The organism is Actinoallomurus soli (genome assembly GCF_024055715.1).
GTDB lineage: Bacteria > Actinomycetota > Actinomycetes > Streptosporangiales > Streptosporangiaceae > Actinoallomurus > Actinoallomurus soli.
Window position 1 is genome coordinate 574528 of record NZ_JAMXMV010000002.1, and the last position, 22650, is coordinate 597177.

Consider the following 22650-nt stretch of genomic DNA (forward strand, 5'->3'; position numbering starts at 1 on the left):
GGGGGAATGCCGACCAGCCGATCGGGACTTTGCCGGGAACACGGGCTGAGCGACCCGCGGTTGGCCCGACCGCGCATCGGGGACGGCATTCATGGGCCACTGCATTCGCCCGCATAACCATCGACGACCGCATCGGCGGACAGATTCCACGTGTGACGTCGACGAGGAGAACAGACACCCGGGCCACGGGCGGTTCGCCGGACGCGCCGGGGAGGCGCCCGCTCCCGCCCTGGGGCTGGGGCGCCGTCGTCCTCGCCGCCTTCCTCGCCGGGGCGGCGGCGCACGCGACCGGCGTGCCGGCGCCGTACCTGCTCGCCGGGCTGGTCGTCGGCGTCGCGCTCGCGCTGTCGGGCCTGGTCGCCACCGCCCTCCCGCGCCCGGCGTACCGCGTGTCGCAGGCCCTGGCCGGGGTGCTGATGGGCGGCTACATCCACCCGGCGGCGCTGCGGGCGGCCGCGCCGTCGATGGTCCCGCTGTTCGTCGTGACCGTCGCGACGGTCCTGCTCAGCGTCGGGGTGGCCCGGCTGCTGGAGCGGTCCCGCCTCTTCGACCGGCCGACGGCGACGCTGACCACGGTGCCGGGTGGGGCCGCGGCGATGCTCGCGGCCTCGGACGAGTTGGGGGCGGACACCCGTCTCGTGGCCCTCGCGCAGTACTCCCGGGTCGGCATCATTGCGGTGACCGCCCCGCTGGTCGTTCCGCTGCTCGGGCCCACGGCGCCCGCCGGGGCCGGAGCCGGCGAGCCGCACTCGCCGCTCAGCCCGCGGATGCTGCACCTTGTCGACGGGGCCGCCCAGCCGGCCGGTCTCCTGGTCCTGTGCGCCGTCGCGGTGCTCGGCGTGCGGGTGGGGCGGCGCCTGCGGCTGCCGGCGCCGGTCGTGCTCGGCCCGATGCTGGTGACGGTGGTGGCGACGTTCTCCGGGGCGGCCCACGGGTTCCGGCCGGTCGGCCTGCTGCAGACGCTGGTGTTCGCCTGCATCGGGCTGGAGATCGGGCTGCGGTTCACCCGAGACTCTCTCCGGCACGCGCGCCGGGCCCTGCCGTGGATCGTGGCGAGCACGGTCGTGGTCAGCGTCGCCTCGGCGCTGCTCGCGTGGCTGCTCGCCGCGCTGACCCGGCTGTCGTTCGCCGACGCCTATCTCGCGACGACGCCCGGCGGCATCAACGCGGTCCTCGCGACCTCGGTCGCGACCAATGCCGACGTCGGGCTGATCTCGAGCGTGCAGAGCCTGCGGCTGTTCGCCGTCGTCTCCCTCGCGCCCGTGCTGGTCCGTCTGACGTTCGTACGGAGCGGGCGCCGGTCCGGTCCCCCCGCGTCGGGGGCGTCGGAGACCTGCCCTGCGGCGGGCCGAAGGTGAGCAGTTCCTGCGCTGATATGTCCGTTTTGTGATGCACGGCGGCGCAACGCGGAAAGTAAGACCCGACGCCGCAAAAGGTTAACGAAACGTTGATTGGCAGACCAGGCCTGAACACCCCTAAACTACGGAAAGCCCCGGCTGCCCCCGCCTTCACAGGAAGCACAGCCGTCCGCCGAATCCCCCTGGGACCCGGGAATCATCAGTTGTCGAGGCGCGTCCGGAGCCGTTGAGGCTCCGACCGGGCGACTCCGGCCCGAGCCCGACCCCTGCCCCCGGTAGGCGGCGAGGAGAGGAGTAGGACTCTGTGGCGCCCTCCAACCCGATGACTCCCACGCGCGCCACCGGCCGCTCGCGGTTCCGGCGCTCGCTCCGGATCTGCGCCGCGGCCTCGCTCGCGGTCACCGTCTCGCTGACGACGGCCGGCATCGCCGACGCCGCTCCGAAGCCGTCGGCGGCCGCCGCGAAGAAGAAGCTGGCCACGCTCAGCCCCCAGCTCGACAAAAAGGTCGATCAGTACAACAAGACCAAGACCGAGCTCGACGCGGCCAAGAAGCGCCTCAAGGTCCTGCAGGCGCAGAAGAAGAGCGAACAGGCCACGTACGACCAGCTGCACGCGCGAGTCGTGCAGCTCGTCGCGAACGAGTACAAGACCGGCCAGTCCGACCCGGCCACCGCCGTGCTGGCCTCGCACAACCCCGACCAGGCCCTCGACCAGATGTCCACGTTCATGCACCTAGCGAGCAACCGTGGTCAGGAGCTGACCGCGTTCCTCGCCTCGACGCAGCGGCTCCAGCGTGACCTGGCCGCGGTCCAGAGCACGGTGCAGGACGTCTCGCAGAAGGCCGCGTCGCTCAAGTCGCAGAAGGCGTCGCTCGAGAAGCAGATCGCCGAGCAGCGGAAGCTGGAGCGCGAGGCCGGGGAGAAGACCTCCTCGAGCGGCGGAAAGATCGGCGGCACGTACAACGGCCCGGCCTCCGGCTCGGCGCGCGCCGCGCTGAGCTACGCCTACGCCCAGCTCGGCAAGCCGTACGTCTACGGCGGCACCGGCCCGAACGGCTATGACTGCTCCGGGTTGACGATGATGTCCTGGCGGGCGGCCGGGGTCAGCCTCCCGCGCGTCGTCCCCGACCAGTACAACGCGACCCGCCGCGTCGCGCAGAGCGACGTCCAGCCCGGCGACCTGGTCTTCTTCAGCGGCCTGGGCCACGTCGGGATGATGGTCGACAGCGGCCACTTCATCCACGCGCCCCGCACCGGTGAGAACGTGATGGTCAGCCCGATCGCCGGCTACTGGCAGGGGCAGATCGTCGGCTTCGGCCGTCCCTGACGGCGTTCCCTGAGATGTCACCGCGCGGTGGGCCCCTGGGGGCGGCTCACCGCGCGGTCCGCATCTCGGAGTGATCAGTGCCGGCCGGACACGGCCCGGTGGTACTGCTGCCAGACCTCCTTGTCGGTCACGGCGCGGTTCAGGAACATCAGGCCGTCGAGCCGGCAGTCACACGCGTTCTTCTCTGCGGTGTTCTGGGGAAAACTCCCACCGATCTTGATGCCGCGCGGGTCGGTCGCCGAGGTGACGTGCGTCCCCGGCGTCCCGACCTGCCACGGGTCGCCGGCCGTCGTGTAGAAGCCGTCCAGCGGCCTGCCGTCCTTGTACAGCCGCATCGTGCCGTGGTCGTAGTCGAACGACGCGGCGAGGAACACCCATTTCCCGATCGGCAGGATGCTCTGCCAGTCCTCGTTCGCGGCGAACGTCTGCGACTTTCCCCCGTCGATACGGCGGCCGAGGGCGACGACGCGCAGCGTCCCCGACACGTCGATCACCTCGAGCAGTGCGCGCACGTCGTGGCCGTTCGAGTCGCCGCTGAGCAGGCCCGCCAGCCCGACCGCGTTGTAGACGTCCGACGGGTCGGCCGTCTCGGAGTTGGGGGCCGGGTTCGGGCCGGTCATCTTGAACCAGCCCATGATCGAGGCCTCCTTCGCACCGCTGAAGGCGCGCAGGGTCGGCACGCCGGTGGTCGAGTAGACCCCGGCCTTCCAGTCGTCGTTGCCCTTGGTGTCCGGGTTCACCTGCCGCGTCTGGATCGCGTGGCCGCCGCCCGGGAACGCGCTGTCCCGTACGCGCATGGCGGCCCCGCCGTTGATCAGGTTGATGGTCGTGCCGGAGAGCCCGCGGTCGCGTTCCCGCGCGGGGTCGCCCGGGACGGGGTGCTCGAAGTCGTAGTACGAGACGAGGTTCGGCCGCAGGCTCGGCAGCACCGCCGACAGGGCGTGGCCGTGCCCCCGGGCCCCGCCGGTGCCCGCCTGGGCCGCGCTCACGCCCGCGAGCGGCCCGCACATCAGGGCGGCCACCGCGACCGCCGCGAGGCGCCGGGATCGTGCGGACCGGCGGCGGCCCGCACCCTTGGCGCTGGTTTCCGTCATCTTCCCTCCACGTGCGTCTGGGATCCCGGCGGTCACCGTCGAGGACGGTGACCGCCGGGGTCGAGGGGCACGGGCCGCGTCCGCCGCCGGACCGGCCGGGTCACGGCCCGGGCCCACGATCAGTCGCCGACCGCCGTGCCGGTGACCTTGAAGTTGCGGACCCGGCCGGTGTTGTCGAACGACCCGAACCCGACCCGGCCGGACGTGAAGGTCTTGTCGACCGCCGTCATGCGCGGGTCCTTGGAGTGGTCGAGGTAGACCGCTATCTCACCGGTGTCGGCGTGCCGGATCACCGTGACGTGATGCCACTTCATGTCCGTGATCGACGGTGGCGCGCCGCGCGACCGCAGGGCGTCCCACTGGTCCTCGATCCGCAGCCGGTCGGCGTTGTTCACCAGGAAGATCCCGTTGTGGGGGTAGATCGAATTGTCCTGCGACAGATGCGCGTAGTAGAACTGCGTGTCCGACTGATAGCCGAACACGATGATCACATCGCGGTTGGTGACGTCCGTCGGGGTGTCGATCCGTACGTCCGCGTCGATCCGCTCGGTGCCGAACTTCGGGCCCTTGGTGAGCACCGCGTACTCGAACGGGCGGCGCGGGCCGGGCCGCTCGGTGCCGGCCTCGGCCAGGATCACCTGGTCGCCCTTGAACTCCCACTTCGACGGGGTGACCGGCGCCCAGTTCTTCGCGCCCGCCGTGCCGTCCACGTGGGTGTGCCCGACCGGCCCGCCCGCGAAGTGGCGGGTGCCGACGACCTTCCAGATCTTGCCGTTGGCCTTGGACAGCATGTACAGCTCGCCGTGGCTGTCGCGGCCGAATCGCAGGTCGACGCGCTTGTCCCCGGCGAACTGCTGCATCGTCAGCCGGTTGCCGTTCGTGTCGAACGTCTGCAGCTGGTGGATCGGCGCCCGCGGTCCGCCGCGGCGCATCTGGCTCTCCTCGGTGTAGTAGACGGAGCCGTCGACGAGGTCGCCGAAGATGTACTTGCCGTACAGCTCGGGCAGCTTGTGGCCGCGGTAGACGTAGCCGCCGGAGATCGCCTTGCCGATGTCGCTGGTGCAGTTCCAGCCGGCCGGCGGGTCGTGGTCGTAGGCGGCCACCGGGTAGTCGTAGCCGTACTTCGCGTCGTCCGCGGGCAGCGGGTACAGGTCGCAGCGGTCGTTCTTGACGAAGGTGAACGGGCCCTCGCGGTTCGGCCAGCCGGCGTTGTCGCCCGCGCGGATGTCCCAGACGCCCTCGATGGCGTGCTCGCCGATGTGGCCGAGGAACAGCCGGTGGCTTCCGCCGGTGTCCCAGCTGAAGCGGTGCGGGTCGCGGAAGCCGAGGGCGTAGATCTCGCCGAGGGCGCCGGGCCTGCCGACGAACGGGTTGTCGGCGGGGATGCCGTACTTGCCGTTGGCGCTGTTGTTCCCGTGCGGGTCGATGCGCAGGAGCTTGCCCTGCGGGACCCCGAGGTTCTGCGGGTCGGTGTTGCCGGCGGCCTGGCCCTGCCCGCCGTCACCGGCGGCGATGTAGAGCTTGTCGTAGTCCCTGTCGCCCCGCTTGGCGTTCGGGTTGAACCCGATCTCCTGGATGCCGTGGATCTGCCCGCCGAAGCCGAGCCGGAGGATCTCACGGTGCGTGCCGTGGAAGGTGTCCGCCTTCGGATCGTCGGCGGTCCACTCGTCGATGACGCCGTGGTAGATGGTGCCGGCCTGCGGCGTCAGGTCCGGGACCTTCGTGGTGCTGGAGGCCAGCTCGGTGTGGACGGTGTAGAACTTCCCGTTCGTCCGGAAGTCGGGGTCGAAGGCGACGATGCCGAAGCCCTGGCCGAGGCCACGCCCGGAGAAGAAGTACGGGTCGAACTGCGCCTTGACGTCCAGGTAGACGTGCGGCTGCCCGTTCCGGACGATGTACATGTTGCCGTTCAGGTCCGGCACGTACATCCGGCCGGAGCCGTCCGGCACCTCACCGATGAAGTTGATGCGCGCCCAGCGCATGAGGCGGGGGTCGACGGGCGCGGGAGTGGGCTCCGACTGGGGGAACTGCGCGTACTCCTGGAGGACGAGCCCCAGGTCGGAGGTGATCGGTCGTTCGGGGATCGGGTCCTTGACGGGCTGGTCGTCGGCCAGCGCGGCCGTCTGCGGCAAGAGGGCCGCCAGGAGAGCGACGGTTGTCAGAAGACACCATCTGAGCTTCGTCATTCTGCCACCCATGGGGTCGATAGGCGGAAAGCGCTTTCTGCAAACGCTTTCCCGAACGTAGGTGAGGGGGATCACAGCGTCAAGAGAGAGATTCGGCGGCCTCCCGGTCGGTCCAGGTCGAGTCGGATCGGTGCAGGTCGGGGCGGTCCGGGTCGGGCCGGATCGGGCCTGATCCGGCCAGGTCGGGTCGGTCCGGGTCGGGCCGGATCGGGCCTGATCCGGCCAGGTCGGGTCGGGTGCGGTCGGGTCAGGTGACGTGCTCGGCGAACCGGGCCAGGCACAACGACAGCGCCTCGGCGCCCGGCATCGCCCACAGGTCGTCGTTGAAGATTTCGACTTCGATCGGTCCCGTGTAGCCCGCCTCGTCCACGGCCGTACGGAACCGGCGCAGCTCCACGCAGCCGTCGCCGAGCATGCCGCGCCCGGTCAGGACGCCCTCGGGCAGCGGAGTCGTCCAGTCGGCCACCTGGAACAGCGCGATCCGCTCCTCCGCCCCGGCGCGCGCGATGGCGGCGTACGCGTTCGGGTCCCACCACAGGTGGTAGGTGTCGACCATGACGCCGACCAGCTCGGCGGGATGCGGCGCGGCCAGGTCGAGGGCCTGGTCGAGCGTCGAGACCACGCAGCGGTCGGAGCAGTACATCGGGTGCAGCGGTTCGAGGGCGAGGCGCACGCCGCACTCCCCCGCGTACGGGGCCAGCTCGCCGAGCGCGTCGGCGACCCGCCGCCGCGCGCCGTCGAGGTCGCGGGAGCCCTCGGGCAGCCCGCCGCTGACCAGCGCCAGGGCCGGCGCGCCCAGCTCGGCGGCCTCCTCGATGGCCCGCCGGTTCTCCGCGATCGCGTCGGGGAGCTGGAAGAACCCGCCCCGGCACAGCGACGTGACGGTCAGCCCGGCGTCGCGGACCAGCTTGGCCGTACGGGCCAGGCCGTGCTCGGCGACCGGTTCGCGCCAGAGCCCGACCCCGGCGACCCCGGCCGCGACGCACCCCGCGACCAGGTCCGGGAGCGGCCAGTACCGCGTCGTCCACTGGTTCAGGCTGAAGCGTTCCATGGTCAGGAGCCCCCCTTCACCGGGGAGGCCGCGCTCCCGGTGCGCTCGCTCACGCCCTGGACCGTGAGCCAGGCGCGCATGCGGGCCACCGCGAGCTCCGGATCGGGCAGCAGCCCGGCCCGGTCGGCCAGCTCGAACAGCCGGACCAGGTGCGGGACGGACCGGGCGCTCTCCAGGCCGCCGACCATGCGGAAGTGCGCCTGGTGCCCGGCCAGCCAGGCGAGGAACACCACGCCCGTCTTGTAGTAGTACGTCGGGGAGGCGAAGATGTGCCGCGCCAGCGGCACGGTCGGCGCGAGGATCCGCTCGTACGCCTCCGCGTCCCCGGCGTCGAGCGCGCCGAGGGCCGCCGCCGCGGCGGGCGCGATCGGGTCGAAGACGCCCAGCAGCGCGTCGCTGTGGCCGTGCTCGTCGCCGCGGATCAGCTCCGGGTAGTTGAAGTCGTCGCCCGTGTAGAGCCGTACGCCCGCGGGCAGGCGGCGGCGCAGCGCGACCTCCCGTCCGGCGTCCAGCAGCGACACCTTGATCCCGTCCACGTTCGCGGCGTTCTCCGCGATGATCGCCAGGACGCTCTCGGCGGCCGCGTCCAGGTCGGCCGACCCCCAGTAGCCCTCCAGGGCCGGGTCGAACATCGGGCCCAGCCAGTGCAGCACGGCGGGCCGCGCGACCTGGCCGAGCAGCCGCCCGTACACCTCGGCGTAGTCGCCGGGGCCGGTCGCCGAGGCGGCGAGCTGGCGGCTCGCCATGATGACGGGCGTCCCCCCGGCCGGCTCGATCACGGCGAGCTGCTCCTCGTACGCCGCGGCGATCCGCTTCAGGGGCGCGGGCCCGGGCGGGAGCTGGTCGGTGCCCGCGCCGCAGACGATGCGACCGCCGCAGGCCCGCGCCTCCGCGCCGCTGCGCCGGATGAGCTCGCGCGTCAACGGCCAGTCCAGGCCCATGCCGCGCTGCGCGGTGTCCATCGCCTCCGCAACGCCCAGCCCGTACGACCACAGGTAACGGCGGAAGGCCAGGGTCGTCTCCCAGTCGACGGCCTCCGGGTCGGCGAACGGGTCGACGACGACGTGCGCGGCGGCGTACGCGACGCGTGACGTGGCGGGTGCCGCCGGCGGCGGGTAGGCGCGCGGCTCGCCGAGCGTGTACGGGACGATCGAGCCGTCCGCCCTCGGCAGGCCGATCTTCACTTGGTGATCTCCGGGACCTCGATGCGGCGGCCCTCCTTCCAGGAGCGCAGGCCCAGCTCGGCGAGCTGGACGCCCCGCGCGCCCGCGTAGAAGTCCCACGGGAACTCGCCCTCGTCGGCGACGTGCCGCAGGAACAGCTCCCACTGCGTCTTGAACCCGTTGTCGAACTCGGCGTTGTCCGGCACCTCCTGCCACTGGGCGCGGAAGTCCTCGGTGGCGGGCAGGTCGGGGTTCCAGACGGGCTTCGGCGTCATCGACCGGTGCTGGACCCGGCAGCGGCGCAGACCGGCGACCGCGCTGCCCTCCGTGCCGTCCACCTGGAACTCCACCAGCTCGTCACGGAACACCCGCGTCGCCCAGGAGGAGTTGATCTGCGCGATCACGCCGCCCTCGAGCTCGAAGATCCCGTACGCGGCGTCGTCCGCCGTCGCGGCGTACGGCTTGCCGGCCTCGTCGACCCGTTCGGGGATGTGGGTCGCGCCGAGCGCCTGCACCGAACGGACCGGCGCGATGACGTTGTCGAGGACGTACCGCCAGTGGCAGAACATGTCGGCGATGATCCCGCCGCCGTCCTCCACCCGGTAGTTCCAGCTCGGCCGCTGTGCCTCCTGCCAGTCGCCCTCGAACACCCAGTAGCCGAACTCCCCGCGCACCGACAGGATGCGCCCGAAGAAGCCGCCGTCCACGAGGCGCTTGAGCTTCAGCAGGCCCGGCAGGAACAGCTTGTCCTGCACGACGCCGTGCCGTACGCCCGCCTCGTCGGCGAGCCGGGCGAGTTCGAGCGCCTCCTCGACGTCCTCGGCGAGCGGCTTCTCGGTGTAGACGTGCCGGCCCGCCTCGATCGCCGTCCGTACCGCCGGCGCACGGGCACCGGTGATCTGGGTGTCGAAGTAGATCTCGACGCCGGGCCGGGCGAGGGCCTCGCCGAGGTCGGTCGACCACTCCGTGAGCCCGTGCCGCTCGGCGATGGCGCGCAGCTTGGCCTCGCTGCGGCCGAGCAGGATCGGCTCCGGCCACAGCACGGTGCCGTCGGCGGTGGTGAGCCCACCCTGGTCGCGGATCGCCAGAATGGAGCGGACGAGGTGCTGGCGGTACCCCATCCGGCCGGTCACGCCGTTCATGACGATCCCGATGGACCTGCGTGCCATCCCTGTGTGTTCCTCTCTGCGGATTCCGGTCGGCGGCTCGACGGGTGGGCGTCGGCTGTTCGGAAGGAGTTCGGTCGGCGGTGTTCGGTCGTGGGGTTCAGCCGGCGGAGTTCGGTCGGCGGTGTTCGGTCGGCGGTGTTCGGTCGGCCCGGGTTCAGTCGGCGGCCGAGGCCGCGCCGAGCAGGTCGCGGATCCGGCCGGTGGCGTCGGCGAACTCCGGGCGGGCCATGGTCGTGGCGTAGTCCCGCTCGTCCGGCAGCCCCACGTCGATGACCTCGGCGATCGTGCCGGGCCGGTCGGTCATCACGATGATCCGGTTGGCGAGGTAGGCCGCCTCCGCGATCGAGTGCGTGACCAGCAGGACGGTCGTGCGGGTCTCCCGCCAGATGCGGTTCAGCTCGACGTTCAGCTGCTCGCGGGTGAGCGCGTCGAGCGCGCCGAACGGCTCGTCCATCAGCAGGACCGGCGGCTCGTGCAGCAGCGCCCGGCACAGCGCCACCCGCTGCTGCATGCCGCCGGACAGCTCGTGCGGGTACGCGTCCTCGAACCCGGTCAGCCCGGTCATCGCGATCAGCTCCGCGGTGCGCTCCCGGGCCCGGTCGGCGGGCATCCGGCGCATCTCCGCCTGCAGCAGAATGTTGCGCCGGGCGCTGCGCCACTCCAGCAGCGCGGCCCGCTGGAAGACGTACCCGATGTCGTGGCGCGGCCCCGTGACCGGCTCGCCGCGGAGCCGTACGGTGCCGGAGGACGGCTTGAGCAGCCCGGCGACCAGCTTGAGCAGCGTCGACTTGCCGCAGCCCGACGGGCCGACGATCGCGACGAACTCCCCCTCCGCCACGTCGAGCGACACGTCCCGCAGCGCCGTGACGTCCTTCTTCCGCGTACGGAACCGTACGGCCACGTCCTCCAGCCGAACACTCCCGCCGTGGCTCGCGTCCTGTTCTGCCACGGGACCTCCTTCGTCGGCCCCGTGATCAACTGCGCTGTGCTCATCGGCTCCCTCGCTTCGCTCGGTCACCTGTCCTCGTTCCCGTGTGCTGCCGGGCATCGTCGGCGCTCCTCTCGGTCGGTCAGCCCTGCGGCGCGGCGGAGGGGTCCCAGTACGCCGATGGTGCCTGTGCCTTGCTGATCAGGCCGCTCTGTGTGAAGACGGCGATGGTCTGCCGCCAGTCGGCGTCCGTGTTGACGCCGGGGGCCCTGCCCTGTGTGGCCGCGGTGTGCAGGAGACTCAGCGTGGTCTTGAACTGGTCGGCCAGCACCGTCTCCGACGGGAGCTGCTGGGATGCGCCGCGCATGGCGGTGACGGCGTTCGCGGGGTCCTTCTCGGCCGCCGCCCACGCCTCGCTCGTGGCCGCGGACATGCGCTTGACCAGGTCCGTGTCGCTCTTCAGCCTGCGGTCGCCGACGAGCAGGCCGTTGGAGTAGAAGTTCAGCCCGAAGTCGGCGAACTTCAGGTACGCGACCTGCCTGCCGGCCTTGGCGGCCATCGTCGGGCCCTGGTCGTTCGCGTAGCCGATGAGGCCGTCGGTCCGGCCGGAGATGACCGCGGCCATCTTGCCCGCCGGGTCGGTGTTCTGCAGGTGGACGTCGGACTCGCTGAGGCCGTTCTTCTTGAGGAACGCCGGGAACGTACGGGACGGCGCGTCGCCCGCGGTGGCGGCGATGCGCTTGCCCTTCAGGTCGGCCGGCGTCTTGATCGCCTTGTCGGAGAAGAACTGCACGGCCGCCGGCGTCGTCTGCAGGTAGACGCCGATGCTCTTGACCGGCAGGCCCTGGCTCACGCCGGCGAGCAGCGCCGGTGTGTCCGCCCAGCCGAAGTCGGTCTGGCCCGCGCCGGTCGCCTGGACCGTCTTCTGTGAGCCCTGCCCCGCCTTGATCTGCAGGTCGATGCCGTGCTTTTCGAAGATGCCCTGCTTCTTGCCGTAGTAGAACGGCGCATGCTCGCCGTAGGGGTACCAGTTGAGGGTCAGCGTGACCTTGTCCAGCTTCTTGCCCGAGGCGCCGGTGGTCTTGTCGCCTCCTCCCCCGCACGCGGCGGCGACCACCACGATGGGGACCAGGGCCAGGACGAGGCTGCGCAGTTTCATGTCGTCTCCGTCGGTAGGTCAGGGGGGAGGCGTCAGGTCGGCGGGACGGGGAGCGGCGTACGGCCGGAGAGCGGGGGCCGTGCGTCAGTAGGTGGTGGTCACGGCGGTGCCGCGACGGCTCGCGTGCCAGGGCAGCAGCAGCTTCTCGGCGAACTCCACGAGCACGAACAGGACGACGCCGATCAGGGACATCACGAGGAGACCGGCGAAGAGCATCGGGGTGTCGAGGTTCCCGTTGGCCTGCTGGATGACGTATCCGAGGCCCTCGTTGGCCCCGACGAACTCGCCGACGACGGCGCCCGTGACGGCGAGCGTCACGGCGACCTTCAGGCCGGAGAACAGGTGCGGCAGCGAGGCCGGGAATCGGATCTTGGCGAAGGTCTGCAGCGGTCCGGCGCCCATCGTCGCCGACAGCTGGATCATCTCGGGGTCCACCGCCTTCAGGCCGGTGACCATCGAGATGACGACGGGGAAGAACGCGATGAGCACGGCCACGACGACCTTGGGCGCGAGGCCGAAACCGAGCCAGACGACGAGCAGCGGCGCGATCGCGACCTTGGGGATGACCTGGGCGAACAGCAGCACCGGGTAGAGGGTCCGCTCGACCGCCGAGGAGTACACCATGACGACGGCGGCGAGGACGCCGACGACCGTCGCGATGACGAAGCCCAGCAGCGTCTCGTACGTCGTGACCCAGGTGTGGTGCCAGAGGTAACCCGTCTTGTCGCCCATGACCTGCAGGGTCTTGGCCGGCGACGGCACCAGGTACGCCTTGATCAGCTTCGCCGCGGTGATCGCCCACCAGGCGAGGAGGCAGGCGACGAGTAGCGCGACGGGCCGCCAGGATCGCACGACCGCCTCGCGCACCCGCTCGCCCGCCCCGGGTCTGTCGCGCTCGGCGACTCCGGCCACCGGAACACTGGGCGTGGTGCTCTGACTCACCATGAGCTCCTCCGTGCTCGGACCCCGAGGTCGTACGGCTCTCAGAAAGCGTTCTCTGAAAGCGCTTTCTGCTACCGTAGGGACGGCGTACGGTGCGGTCAAGAGGCGTTTTCCACCCACCTGGATCGCATGGACGCGGCATGCTGGAGCCAGGAGGGCGCAAAATGGGGGAAAAGCAGACCGGCGGGAGCGGCACGACCGGCGGGCACGTCACGCTGCAGGATGTCGCCCGGCGGGCCGAGGTCTCCCTCGCGACCGCCTCCCGTGTCCTCAACGGCACCACCCAGGTCCGCGCCGACCTGAAGGAGCGCGTGCTGGCCGCCGCGTCCGAGCTGGCCTACGCGCCGAACGCGCACGCCCAGGCGCTCGCCCGCGCCTCCAGCCAGTCCATCGGCCTGATCTGCCACGACGTCAGCGACCCGTACTTCGCGGCCATCGCCCGCGGCGTGACCCGCGCGGCCGCCGAGCACGGGCTGCTCGTCATGCTGGCCAGCACGTTCCGCGATCCGGCGCGGGAGGTCGACTACGTCGCGATGCTCCGCGCCCAGCGGGCCCGCGCCATCCTGCTGATCGGATCCGGGTTCGAGGACCGCGCGTGGGAGCGCTCGATGGGCGCCGAACTCGACCCCTACGTACGGGCCGGGGGCCGGGTCGCCGTCCTCAGCCGCCACCGCAGCCTGCGCGTCGACACCGTGCAGCCGGAGAACCGCGAGGGCGCGGCCGCGCTCGCCCGTACGCTCCTCGCCCTCGGCCACCGCGACTTCGCGGTGCTCACCGGGCCGCGCACGCTCACCACGGTCGTCGACCGGCTCGGCGGCTTCCGCGACGCCCTCGCCGAGGCCGGCGTGCCGCTGCCCGACGACCAGATCGTCGAGGAGTCGTTCACCCGCGACGGCGGATACGCCGCCGCGACCGAGCTGATCCGCCGGGGCCTGCGCGCGACCTGCGTGTTCGCCCTCACCGACGTCATGGCGATCGGCGCGCTGTCCGCCTTCCGCTACCACGGCGTGGACGTTCCGGGCCGCGTGTCCCTGGCCGGCTTCGACGACATCCCGATCGTCCGCGACCTCGTCCCGCCCCTGACGACGGTCGCCCTCCCCCTGGAGGAGATGGGCGAGCGCGTCATGAACCTCGCGCTCCGCGACCCTGCCCGCCGCAGCCGCGTCGAGCGCATCCCCGGTGAGGTCGTCCTCCGCGCCAGCACGGCCGCCCCGCGCAAGCCGTCCTGAGCACCGGCCCGTGCCGGACGTCCGGAGCGGGCGTCAGGATCACCGAACGCGGATGAATTGCCCGGCAACCCGCAGGGAGCCGAGCAGGACGATTCGGGGAACTCCCCGCCACTCCTCTGGAGACGCGGGTCACGCGGTGTTCGAATTCCTCCGCGATCTTCGAAGATCCCCGTCAACCCCCCGCGTCTTCAGGAGTCATCATGCGTCGTCTCGGGCTGCCCTCATCCGTCCGCCGGCTCACTCGCACCCGCAGGTTCGTCGTCCCGGTCGCGGCGTTCGCCGCGGGAGCGGTGCTCACGCCGGTGGCCGCGTACGCCGCGACCGGGTCCTTCTCCAGCAGCACGACCACGTCCGCGGTGACGGCCACGAACACCGGCGGCGGTTACGCGCTCGACGCGACGTCCTCCAAGACGACCGCGATCCGCTCCACGTCCCAGGGCACCGGCAACGGGTCCGCGATGTTCCTCCGCCAGTACTCGACCGGCGAGGACTCCAACGCGCTGTACGCCAAGGCGTACCCGACGGACGGCGTGCACTTCGGCGTCCAGGGCGTGACCTCCTCCCAGGGCGCGGGCGTGTACGGGCAGTCGGCGCAGGACACCGGCGTGGCCGGGCAGGGCGTGGCCGGCGTCGTCGGCCAGGGGACCGCGTACGGCGTCGTCTCCGCGGGGGACGGCCTGCTCACCGGCGGCAACCTCTACGACGACGGCGGCCTGAGCGGGATCTGCACCGTCGCCTCCGGCGCGACGTCCGCCGACTGCGCGTTCACCATCCCCTTCGTCGACACGGCGGCCAGGCCCGTCGTCGTGGTGACCCCGCAGGGCAACCCCGGCGGCGCCTACTGGGTGCAGAACGCCTCGGCCTCCGGCTTCACGCTGAGCCTCTCCGCGCCCGCCCCGGCGTCGGTGGACTTCGGCTACCACGTGGTCGGCCTGTACCCGCAGGCGGCCGCCGCGAAGCACCTGCCGTCGTCCGCCCGCCCCAAGGTCCGGCGGGCCCAGCCCTGACCTCCCCGGCCGGGCGGTGGGGATCCCCCCGACGACCACCGGAACGGATCTCCGGCGGCGGGCGGCGCGATAATGCCACTCTGCCGCCGGCCGTTCCCGGCGGACGCCGGAAGAGCCGCACACCGGCTCGACCGCGCGATCGGGGTTCCGTACACGAGGGAGACGACGTGAGCTACCCACCGGCGCGTTACGAGGGCGAGAACGGCGAGATCAGCGCCACCTACCGCCCGGCCGGCCACGAGCCGGAGCTGACCTACTCCTCCGGCAACACGGTGCACTACCTGGCGACCGGCGAGGCGACGGGCGGGCTGTTCGGCCTGTACCGCTGGGTGATGGGCCCGAAGCCCAGCGGCCCGGACAAACACTTCCACCGGTCGATCGCCGAGTCGTTCTACATCCTCAGTGGAACGGTCCGCATCTTCAACGGCGAACGCTGGATCGACACGGTCCCCGGCGACTTCGTCCACGTCCCGGCCGGCGGCATCCACGCCTTCCGCAACGAGTCCGGAGAGCCCGCCTCGATGCTGCTGCACTTCTCCCCGGGCGCCCCGCGCGAGGGCTACTTCGAGGGCCTCGCGGAGGGCCTGGACAAGCTGACCGACGAGGAGCGCGTCGAGTTCTTCCTCCGCCACGACAACCACTGGCTCTGACCCGGAGCCGAGGGGATCGAGCCCGCCGTTCCGGCCCGACGGCCTTGGGAGTCCCGAGTCCCCGGGCGGCGCACGTGGTGTCGCAACGGCATCGGGCCGTGGCGCGGCTACGCCCGCCGCAGCTCCCCGGGCGTACGGCTCAGAGCGTCGGGCACCTCGCGCATCTCGTCGTCGAACACCATGACCTGACGGGTCTCGGTGCCGTAGGCGGTCCAGCCGGGATCGCCGTCCCGCGCGAAGCGCACGAGTGCGCCGTGCAGGGCGGTCGCCAGATGCCGTGGCGCGTCGGGGCCCAGCAGGTCGGCTGCGCCGGGGGCGTCGAGGTGATCGAAGACGAAGGGGAGGTCCGTGCAGTGAGCGGCGCCGAAGAGAGGCGTCGGCCATGCGAACTGGTAGGCGTAGGTGGGGATGCCCGCCGCCGCGGCACCGTCGGCGATACCGCGTGCGGGCGTGCGGAAGGTGCGGTCCGATAGGGCTTGCGCGAGCGCGTGACCGGGATTGTCCGTCTCCAGGGCGCGCAGATAGTCCTTCAGGTCCTCGCCGGTGAGGCCGAGGTTGGCGAATCCCTGCCTGGACGCCTGCACCGACGGGGCGGGTTCCACCGCGCCGAGGATGAAGTTCCACTCCTCGACGGTGGTGCCGATCATGAGCGAGTCGATGGCCCCCGGCTCGGCGAGAGCGTCATAGGGCGAAGTGGTGACGACATCGCCGTCCAGGGTGGGCTGCCAGCGCAGGGAATCGTGCCTGACGCGCCGGGCCCGCTCGTCCACCTCGGCCGCAGGCGGCAGCACCTCCCTGGGCAGCCAGGCGGTCTCCAGCTCCAGGCGCTTTCGCACGGGCACGCCGGTGAGGGCGACGCGCGTGCGCGGGGTGCCGAGCAACGCGGCGAAATCCTCCGAGAGCGTCTCCGTACGGGTGAGGGAGGCGAGCAGTGGCGTTCCCGCGCTCATCACGGCCAGACGGCGGAACAGTCCCCGCGCGGCCGGACAGCCGGAGAGGGCGAGGGTGGCCGTGGCTCCTGCGGACTGCCCGGCCACCGTGACGTTGGAGGGGTCACCGCCGAAGGCTTCGATGTCGTCCCGGACCCACCGCAGCGCCATGGTGATGTCGAGCAGGGCACGGTTCGCGACGCCATCGTCGAGGATCATGAAGCCCTCCGCGGCGAGGCGGTAGTTGGGAACGACGAGCACGATGCCGTCCCGTGCGAAGGACTCGCCGGTGTACCAGGGGCCGGCGTTGCCTCCGCTGAAGAATCCGCCGCCGTGCAGCCACACCACGACGGGGTGGTGACCGCCGGTGTCCGCGGGCGCGTACACGTTGAGGTTCAGCGGGTTCGGGCCCTCGACGACAGGGTCCGGGAAGAGGTTCTGGGCAACGTGCGGGTGTGCCGCCGTGGCTCCGGAGGCCACGGCCTGGAACACACCGTCGAACGGCTGGAGGGGGCGTGGCGGAGCGAACGCGTGGTCGGGGTAGGGGGCGGCCGCATACGGGATCCCGAGGAACTCCGCGCATCCGTCACGGACCCGTCCTTCGATCCGACCGCACCGTGCGTGCACCATCATGGTCTGCTTCCTTCGCGTCGAGCCGGGCGGCGTCGAGCGCCGTCGCTGGATTTCAGGCGGCGTGGGCGGCTTCCTCATCGTGCTGCCGGGGGGCGGGAGGCCGTCGCGGCGCCCTTCAGCAGGAGCGAGAGGAACGCGCTGACGACGCTGATCGCGGCGATGACGTAGAAGGCGACGCGATAGCCGTCGACGACGGCCGCGGAGCCCGTCGCCCGGCTGCCATGGGTGACGCTGGAGGCGATCGTGACCAGTGCGGCCAGCCCGAGCGCCGCGCCGAGCTGGCGGCACATGTTGAGCAGACCGGACGCGACTCCCGCGTTGCGCGGGGCCACGCCGGTGGTGGCCGCGACGATCGCCGGCATCATCATCACGCTCGTCCCCGCGCCCACGACCAGCGTGGGAAGCAGGACGTGACCGACGTACGCGGCGTGGGCGGGCAGCTGCGCCAGCCACGCCAGCCCCACGGCGGTGATCAAGCCGCCGCTCACCACCAGCCGGCGCGGGCCGAACCTGGGGATCAGCCGCTGGGAGACGAGGACGCCGACGCTGATCACCGAGACCATCGGCAGCAGTGACAGCCCGGTGCGCAGCGCGCTCTCACCGAGCACCTGCTGCAGGTACAGCGAGAGGAAGAACAGCGGTGCCGTGAGCACCCCGCCCATGCACAGGGTCAGGAGGTTGCCGACGCGTACGTTGTGGACCGCGAACACCGCCGACGGGATCAGTGGCTCGTCGGCACGACGCTCGATCGCCGCGAACGCGGTGAGCAGAACGACTCCGCCGATCAGCACCGCGAGGACCTCGCCCGAGCCCCAGCCGTGGTCGGGGGCGATCGAGACGCCATAGACGATCGCGGCGGCGGCCAGGGTGATGGTGACGGCGCCGGGAACATCCATGCGGGAACGCCCGTCGGAGGGCGTGGAGGGCCGCAGGCAGATCAGGCTCGCGGCGAGCAGGCCGATGCCGATCGGCACGTTGACGAGCATCACCCAGCGCCAGCTCAGCGAGGCGGTCAGCAGACCGCCGAGCACGATTCCGGCCGCACCGGCGCTGGAGGCGGCGACGCCCCACCATGTCATCGCGAGTGTGCGCCGGCGGGGCTCGGTGTGGCTCGCGGTGATCAGGCTCAGGCTCGATGGGGCGAGCGCGGCCGCGCCGGCGCCTTGGGCGAGGCGTGCCGCCAGCAGCATCCAGCCGTCCTGGGCGAGTCCGCCGACGAGGCTGGCCGCAGTGAAGACGACCAGCCCGATCTGGAAGACGCGGCGGCGGCCGAACAGGTCGCTCGCACGCGAGGCGAGCAGCAGCAGGCCGCCGAAAGTGATCAGGTAGCCGTTGACCACCCACTGCTGTGCGGTGGCCGACAGGCCGAGCCCGGTCTTCATCGAGGGCAGGGCGACGTTCACGATGCTGGAGTCGAGCACCACCATGAACTGCGCGAGGCAGGCGATGACGGCGACGGCGGCCAAGCCCACGCCCGGCTTGGCGACCTCCTGCGCGGTGTGTTCGGCGGACAGCGTGGCCGTCGCCCCGCTGGGACGTTCGTGAGGCATCGGGAAGCTCCTCTGCAAGTTACCGGATAGCCTGTCCGACAAGTGCGCGGCCCGATGCCGGAGAGGCTGTCCGGCAACGATAGGTCAATGTCGGATAGGCTGTCCACTTGTGGGCCGGGACGCCTCACGGACGGTCGAGCGCCGGTCGGCCGGGGAGGCCGTGTTCGAGGCGATACGGGATGGGAGGAGATGAATGACCACGGGCAAGACGTCGTTCCCCACCAGGCGGGCAGCCGCCGAACGGAACCGCGAGAAGATCCTGGCGGCCGCCCGAGCCGCCTTCGCGGACGGCGACACCGGCATCTCGATGGCCGAGGTCGCTCGGCGCGCCGGCGTCGGCATGGCCACCCTCTACCGCAACTTCCCCGGACGCCGGGAGCTCCTCGAAGCCCTCTACGCCGACGAGGTCGACGCCATCTGCGAGGCCGCGGTCATCGAGGACGGTCAGACGCCGGGCGAGGCGCTCACCGCCTGGCTGCGGCTGCAGTTCGACTTCATCCCCAACAAGCGCCTCATCGTCTCCGAACTGCTGGAGCACGCCGACCAGGACGGCCTCCCGAGCCGGCGCGGGCAGGCACTCGATGCCGGGCGGCCGCTGCTGACCGCGGCGCAGGACGCCCACGAGATCCGCGACGACCTCACGCTCGAGCAGATCTTCGACCTGATCGTCGCCATCGCCAAGATCCCCGGCTCCCCGGACTACCTCGAACCGATGATCCAGACCATGCTCGACGGCCTCCGCCTCCCGGCCGACAAGGCCGCCCGCCGATAGCCGTCCGTCAACGCACGGTTCTCGCCTGAACGCCGCTCGGCTTCACGTCAGACGTGTGCGGCTGAGGAGAGGCGGGACGTCGCCCCCTCGCGCAGACGGGACGGATGGATCGTACGCGGACGCCAGCGGCTTCCTGCTCAAGGACGTACGCCGTGACGACCTCGCCTACGCCGTACGCGTGGTGGCGGCGGGCGAGTCACTCCTGGCGCCAACGGTGAAACGACGGCCGTCGTCACCAGCCGCCGGTGAAGTCCGGCCGCCCCCGGCGGCCGGTTGGCGGCTGCTGGTCGGCGACGGTCGGCGTGTGACGTATGCCGAGGATTTCCGTGGGCGCTGACCTACGAAATCCTCGGCGCTCATCCACGCCTGAGACCGACCGGCGAATGGATCACTTGAGGCGGCGGCTGGTGGGTCGGCTATCGAGCCGGCGCGCAGGGCGGCGGGTCGACCGACGCTGGGCTCAGGACAGGTTCACCACGGGAGGTTCCCGGATCGGTCGATGAACTGTCCCGTCGGCCCGTCCGGGCCGATCGTCGCGAGGGTCACGATGGACTCTGCGCCGTCGGCGACGCTGTGTCCGAGACCGCCGGTGAAGTCGGTCGCGGTCTGCCCGGGATCTGCGGCGTTGACCTTCACGTCCTTCAGCTCCTTGGCGTACTGCGTCGTGAGCATCGTGACCGCGGCCTTCGAGGCGCTGTAGAGGGGCAGGGCGTACTGCGACTCGACCCGCGCAGGGTCCTGGGTCATACCGAAGGAGCCCATCCCGCTGGACACGTTGACGATGACGGGGTTCGGCGATGTGCGCAGCAACGGGAGGAAGGCGTGCGTGACACGCACGATCCCGACGACGTTCACGTCGAGCACGGCACTCATGTCGGCCGCGGTGTACTCCTCGACGGGGCCGACCTTGCCGAGGACGCCGGCGTTGTTGATCAGGACGTCGATCGTTCCCTCATGCGCGGCGACATCCGCGGCCGCGGCCTGGACCGAGGCGTCGTCGGTCACGTCGATCTGAACGAACCGGGCGCCGAGCGACTCGGCCGCGGCCCGACCGCGCTCACGGTCGCGGGCACCGAGGATGACGGTGTGCCCCGCCGCGACGAGGCGACGAGCGGTCTCAAAACCGAGGGACTTGTTGGCCCCGGTGATGAATGTGGTGGTCATGCCGGCTCCTCCTGGTCCGAACAGCACGGTCGTGGCTGTTCACGCACTCCATGCTGGGCCTGCGGGAGGGTCGGCGGGAGCTACGGGACTTCGTGGTATCGCGCGTACCACCCAGCAGCCCGGTCCACCGGACGGGGCATAACGCGGGCCTTCATCCCTGCGGGGACATCCTCTGGACCCCAATGGCCGCAAGCAGGTCGAGTTTGCTGCGGGCGTCGGTGCCTGGCTGCGGCGTGTACACCACAAGGCGGAGGTTCGTGTCCTGGGTGTTGAGGATGTCGGAGTTCAGGGCGATGTCTCCGACATCCGGGTGCTGGGCGATCTTGTGCGCACTCTGGTGACCGCCCACCGCTCGGCGGCTCCACAACTCGCAGAACCGTGGGCTGAGGTTCAGCCTCGATACCAACGCCGCGAGGTCGGGATCGTCGGGGTACCGGCTCGTCGTCGCGCGCAGGTCGGCGACGAGGGACTCCTCGAACGCCGCCCGCTCGGCCGCCGTCTGCCGGACCCGGGGCAGTTCACCCAGGAACTGCCAGACCAGGACGTTGCGGTCTCCCACACCCTGGAGTGTGGGATCGCCGAACGTGGCCGCGAACAGCGGATTCCAGTGCAGCAGCTGCCAGGTGGCGTCGTAGATCGCCAGCGGGTTGCCGTCGAGCTGGTCCACGATCCGGTACAGGCTCCCTGGGATCATTCGTGGAACCCGACGCAGGTCCGATGCGTGACCGGCCATGCGCAAGAGGTGAGCGTGCTCGTCGTCGGACAGCTGCAGGGCGCGAGCCAGAGCCGAGCAGACCTGCGCCGAGGGTGTCGCCACCCGTCCCTGCTCCAGCCGGACCACGTACTCGACCGAGATGCCGGCCAGCGTCGCCAGCTCCGCGCGTCGCAGACCGGGGACCCGACGGGGTGAGCCGTGTGCGAAGCCCACCGTCGCGGGGTCCAGCCGGTCCCGCCACGCCCGCAGCGCGGCACCGAGTTGATCCATGAACACCATCCTCCCGCACACCCCGCCCCGCTGGGTGGTACGCGCCGTACCACGAAGTCCCGTAGCTCCCGCCGACGCTCCCCAGGGCTCAGTGTCGAGTCGTGAACGGCGCACAACGATGCTGTTCGGAGTCAGGAGGAGCGAGCATGACCACCACGTCGAACCAGTACGTCACCGTGCTGTGGGAAGCCCGGGCCAAGCCGGGGAAGGAAGCCGCGATGAAGGCGTTCATGACAGCCGCCGTCACCGCATCGCGCTACGACGCGGGCAACATCGACTACGAGGCTCACCAGGTCGAGGGAGAACCGGGCGTGTTCGTCATCTTCGAGCGCTGGGAGAGCCGCGAGGCCCTCGAAGGCCACCTGCAGGCACCCCGCATGCAGGACCTGGTGCCCCAACTGCTGGAACTGATGGACGGCAGCATCGAGGACGGGATCCGCATCCTGCAGCCGTTCCGCCCGGCACGGTAGGCCGACCTGGAGCATGACGCTCGGACACGAGGAGCACCTCGGCGATGTCGTCGCCGGCTATGGCACCGACGTCGACCTCGACGCGATCCGCGCGTGGTGGTCATTGCGGAGCCTGCTGGGGGTTCGCTGGCTGGTCGAGCATGGCTTTGACCCGTTGTGAAGTCGATGTGCTGAAAGCCCGGATGTGAGGCTGCGTGGGCACGACTGCTGCGAGTGGGCGGCCGACCTGCGACTTCTGCCGAGGATTTCGATGGCTCTCTGACCCACGAAATCCTCGGCGCTCATCCACGCCTGGATGCGACACGGACCCGCTCGCGCGGAGCGGCCCGGCTTGAGGACGGTCACGGCCACCTTGGCAGGAGTTCGAACCAGACCGCCTTTCCGTGGGCGGTGGGATGCCAGCCGGCGTCGGTGGAGAGCGCGCCGACGATGAGGAGGCCGCGCCCGGTGGTGGCGTCGAGCCCGGGATCCCTGGTGGCCGGCGGCTCGCCGGACGGGTCGTGGACCTCGACCCGCAGCCGTTCTTCGTCCCGGATCAGGACGAGCCGCAGCGTCGAGCCCGGCATCGCCGTGGCGTAGCGGACCGCGTTGGTGACGAGTTCGCAGCCGAGCAGCTCGGCCGTCTCGGCGGCGTCCGGGATCCCCCACGCGAGAGAGACCGCCGTCAGAAAACGGCGCGCCGGCGTCGCCGACTCAGGTCGTATTGGAAGCCGCATCTCCCCGAGCAGCACGCCGTGAATCTCCCCGCGTTCCCAAGCGATACGACGTTCTTCTGCTATGCGATGCATGACCGGCACCGCCCCTCTCGGTCATTTGATTCCGCCGATTCGCCACCATCCTGGCCATGAACAACTACGCTGGGTACAGGCGTGGATACCCAGCAC

At 71.1% G+C, this 22650-nt stretch carries 21 protein-coding genes; 8 read left to right on the forward strand and 13 right to left on the reverse strand.

The annotated features are described in order from the left end of the window. The first annotated feature begins 152 nt into the window (after nt 1-152). Together NDW01_RS08690 and NDW01_RS08695 are read left to right on the forward strand one after the other, a co-directional pair. Nucleotides 153-1358, forward strand: a complete 1206-nt coding sequence (locus NDW01_RS08690; RefSeq protein ID WP_252818570.1) for an AbrB family transcriptional regulator — start codon at nt 153-155, stop codon at nt 1356-1358. A 304-nt stretch (nt 1359-1662) separates the two neighbouring features. Next, nucleotides 1663-2685 carry a C40 family peptidase gene (locus tag NDW01_RS08695; protein ID WP_252818572.1) on the forward strand — a complete coding sequence of 341 codons (1023 nt, stop codon included), beginning with the start codon at nt 1663-1665 and terminating at the stop codon, nt 2683-2685. A gap of 74 nt (nt 2686-2759) precedes the next feature. Here NDW01_RS08695 and NDW01_RS08700 read toward each other — a convergent pair whose 3' ends face one another. The 8 genes from NDW01_RS08700 to NDW01_RS08735 form a co-directional block, all read right to left on the reverse strand. Further along, nucleotides 2760-3779, reverse strand: coding sequence for a LamG domain-containing protein (locus tag NDW01_RS08700; protein WP_252818575.1), 1020 nt, complete (start codon nt 3777-3779; stop codon nt 2760-2762). A 119-nt stretch (nt 3780-3898) separates the two neighbouring features. Further along, nucleotides 3899-5965, reverse strand: a complete 2067-nt coding sequence (locus tag NDW01_RS08705; RefSeq protein WP_252818577.1) for a PQQ-dependent sugar dehydrogenase — start codon at nt 5963-5965, stop codon at nt 3899-3901. Nucleotides 5966-6212: 247 nt separating this feature from the next. Further along, complete coding sequence (locus tag NDW01_RS08710; RefSeq protein ID WP_252818579.1) at nt 6213-7016, reverse strand: sugar phosphate isomerase/epimerase family protein; 804 nt, start codon at nt 7014-7016, stop codon at nt 6213-6215. Nucleotides 7017-7018: 2 nt separating this feature from the next. Next, a complete protein-coding gene (locus NDW01_RS08715; protein ID WP_252818581.1) occupies nt 7019-8200 on the reverse strand; it encodes a dihydrodipicolinate synthase family protein in 1182 nt (393 codons plus the stop codon). Then, entirely contained in the window at nt 8197-9348 is a 1152-nt protein-coding gene (locus tag NDW01_RS08720; RefSeq protein ID WP_252818582.1) for a Gfo/Idh/MocA family protein, read from the reverse strand. Before NDW01_RS08720 ends, NDW01_RS08715 begins: the two co-directional genes overlap by 4 nt. A gap of 154 nt (nt 9349-9502) precedes the next feature. Beyond that, complete coding sequence (locus NDW01_RS08725) at nt 9503-10297, reverse strand: ABC transporter ATP-binding protein (RefSeq protein ID WP_252818585.1); 795 nt, start codon at nt 10295-10297, stop codon at nt 9503-9505. 121 nt (nt 10298-10418) lie between these two features. Next, nucleotides 10419-11435 carry an ABC transporter substrate-binding protein gene (locus tag NDW01_RS08730; protein ID WP_252818587.1) on the reverse strand — a complete coding sequence of 339 codons (1017 nt, stop codon included), beginning with the start codon at nt 11433-11435 and terminating at the stop codon, nt 10419-10421. An 84-nt stretch (nt 11436-11519) separates the two neighbouring features. Continuing rightward, nucleotides 11520-12377, reverse strand: a complete 858-nt coding sequence (locus NDW01_RS08735) for an ABC transporter permease (protein ID WP_406567702.1) — start codon at nt 12375-12377, stop codon at nt 11520-11522. Nucleotides 12378-12541: 164 nt separating this feature from the next. On the opposite strand from NDW01_RS08735, the gene NDW01_RS08740 reads away from it, so the two are divergent. From NDW01_RS08740 to NDW01_RS08750, 3 genes are all read left to right on the forward strand, one after another. Then, nucleotides 12542-13606, forward strand: a complete 1065-nt coding sequence (locus tag NDW01_RS08740; RefSeq protein WP_252818593.1) for a LacI family DNA-binding transcriptional regulator — start codon at nt 12542-12544, stop codon at nt 13604-13606. Nucleotides 13607-13806: 200 nt separating this feature from the next. Further along, entirely contained in the window at nt 13807-14613 is an 807-nt protein-coding gene (locus NDW01_RS08745; RefSeq protein ID WP_252818595.1) for a hypothetical protein, read from the forward strand. A 167-nt stretch (nt 14614-14780) separates the two neighbouring features. After that, a complete protein-coding gene (locus NDW01_RS08750; protein WP_252818597.1) occupies nt 14781-15263 on the forward strand; it encodes a cupin domain-containing protein in 483 nt (160 codons plus the stop codon). Between the two features lie 107 nt (nt 15264-15370). Here the strand turns inward: NDW01_RS08750 and NDW01_RS08755 are convergent, their stop codons facing one another. Both NDW01_RS08755 and NDW01_RS08760 read right to left on the reverse strand, forming a co-directional pair. Continuing rightward, a complete protein-coding gene (locus NDW01_RS08755) occupies nt 15371-16825 on the reverse strand; it encodes a carboxylesterase/lipase family protein (RefSeq protein ID WP_252818599.1) in 1455 nt (484 codons plus the stop codon). A gap of 74 nt (nt 16826-16899) precedes the next feature. Continuing rightward, entirely contained in the window at nt 16900-18375 is a 1476-nt protein-coding gene (locus NDW01_RS08760) for an MFS transporter (protein ID WP_252818601.1), read from the reverse strand. A gap of 193 nt (nt 18376-18568) precedes the next feature. Between NDW01_RS08760 and NDW01_RS08765 the strand changes: the two genes are divergently transcribed. After that, nucleotides 18569-19147 carry a TetR/AcrR family transcriptional regulator gene (locus NDW01_RS08765; protein WP_252818603.1) on the forward strand — a complete coding sequence of 193 codons (579 nt, stop codon included), beginning with the start codon at nt 18569-18571 and terminating at the stop codon, nt 19145-19147. A gap of 471 nt (nt 19148-19618) precedes the next feature. On the opposite strand, the gene NDW01_RS08775 is transcribed toward NDW01_RS08765, so the two are convergent. After that, nucleotides 19619-20311: an SDR family NAD(P)-dependent oxidoreductase gene (locus NDW01_RS08775; protein WP_252818605.1), complete on the reverse strand. Its 693-nt coding sequence runs from the start codon at nt 20309-20311 to the stop codon at nt 19619-19621. A gap of 151 nt (nt 20312-20462) precedes the next feature. Next, entirely contained in the window at nt 20463-21296 is an 834-nt protein-coding gene (locus tag NDW01_RS08780; RefSeq protein ID WP_252818607.1) for a helix-turn-helix transcriptional regulator, read from the reverse strand. 146 nt (nt 21297-21442) lie between these two features. On the opposite strand from NDW01_RS08780, the gene NDW01_RS08785 reads away from it, so the two are divergent. After that, nucleotides 21443-21766, forward strand: coding sequence for a putative quinol monooxygenase (locus NDW01_RS08785; RefSeq protein ID WP_252818609.1), 324 nt, complete (start codon nt 21443-21445; stop codon nt 21764-21766). Between the two features lie 13 nt (nt 21767-21779). Continuing rightward, on the forward strand, nt 21780-21926 hold the full coding sequence (locus NDW01_RS08790) for a hypothetical protein (RefSeq protein ID WP_252818611.1): 147 nt from the start codon (nt 21780-21782) through the stop codon (nt 21924-21926). Between the two features lie 181 nt (nt 21927-22107). On the opposite strand, the gene NDW01_RS08795 is transcribed toward NDW01_RS08790, so the two are convergent. Next, nucleotides 22108-22497, reverse strand: a complete 390-nt coding sequence (locus tag NDW01_RS08795; RefSeq protein WP_252818613.1) for an ATP-binding protein — start codon at nt 22495-22497, stop codon at nt 22108-22110. Between the last annotated feature and the right edge of the window lie 153 nt (nt 22498-22650).

Excerpts from the sequence above, each read along its gene's own strand:
- NDW01_RS08785 (WP_252818609.1), top strand. The coding sequence starts at position 21,443 with ATGACCACCACGTCGAACCAGTACGTCACCGTGCTGTGGGAAGCCCGG.
- NDW01_RS08760 (WP_252818601.1), bottom strand. The coding sequence starts at position 18,375 with ATGCCTCACGAACGTCCCAGCGGGGCGACGGCCACGCTGTCCGCCGAA.
- NDW01_RS08780 (WP_252818607.1), bottom strand. The coding sequence starts at position 21,296 with ATGGATCAACTCGGTGCCGCGCTGCGGGCGTGGCGGGACCGGCTGGAC.
- NDW01_RS08775 (WP_252818605.1), bottom strand. The coding sequence starts at position 20,311 with ATGACCACCACATTCATCACCGGGGCCAACAAGTCCCTCGGTTTTGAG.
- NDW01_RS08755 (WP_252818599.1), bottom strand. The coding sequence starts at position 16,825 with ATGATGGTGCACGCACGGTGCGGTCGGATCGAAGGACGGGTCCGTGAC.
- NDW01_RS08765 (WP_252818603.1), top strand. The coding sequence starts at position 18,569 with ATGACCACGGGCAAGACGTCGTTCCCCACCAGGCGGGCAGCCGCCGAA.
- NDW01_RS08740 (WP_252818593.1), top strand. The coding sequence starts at position 12,542 with ATGGGGGAAAAGCAGACCGGCGGGAGCGGCACGACCGGCGGGCACGTC.
- NDW01_RS08710 (WP_252818579.1), bottom strand. The coding sequence starts at position 7,016 with ATGGAACGCTTCAGCCTGAACCAGTGGACGACGCGGTACTGGCCGCTC.
- NDW01_RS08705 (WP_252818577.1), bottom strand. The coding sequence starts at position 5,965 with ATGACGAAGCTCAGATGGTGTCTTCTGACAACCGTCGCTCTCCTGGCG.
- NDW01_RS08730 (WP_252818587.1), bottom strand. The coding sequence starts at position 11,435 with ATGAAACTGCGCAGCCTCGTCCTGGCCCTGGTCCCCATCGTGGTGGTC.
- NDW01_RS08720 (WP_252818582.1), bottom strand. The coding sequence starts at position 9,348 with ATGGCACGCAGGTCCATCGGGATCGTCATGAACGGCGTGACCGGCCGG.
- NDW01_RS08745 (WP_252818595.1), top strand. The coding sequence starts at position 13,807 with ATGCGTCGTCTCGGGCTGCCCTCATCCGTCCGCCGGCTCACTCGCACC.
- NDW01_RS08790 (WP_252818611.1), top strand. The coding sequence starts at position 21,780 with ATGACGCTCGGACACGAGGAGCACCTCGGCGATGTCGTCGCCGGCTAT.
- NDW01_RS08700 (WP_252818575.1), bottom strand. The coding sequence starts at position 3,779 with ATGACGGAAACCAGCGCCAAGGGTGCGGGCCGCCGCCGGTCCGCACGA.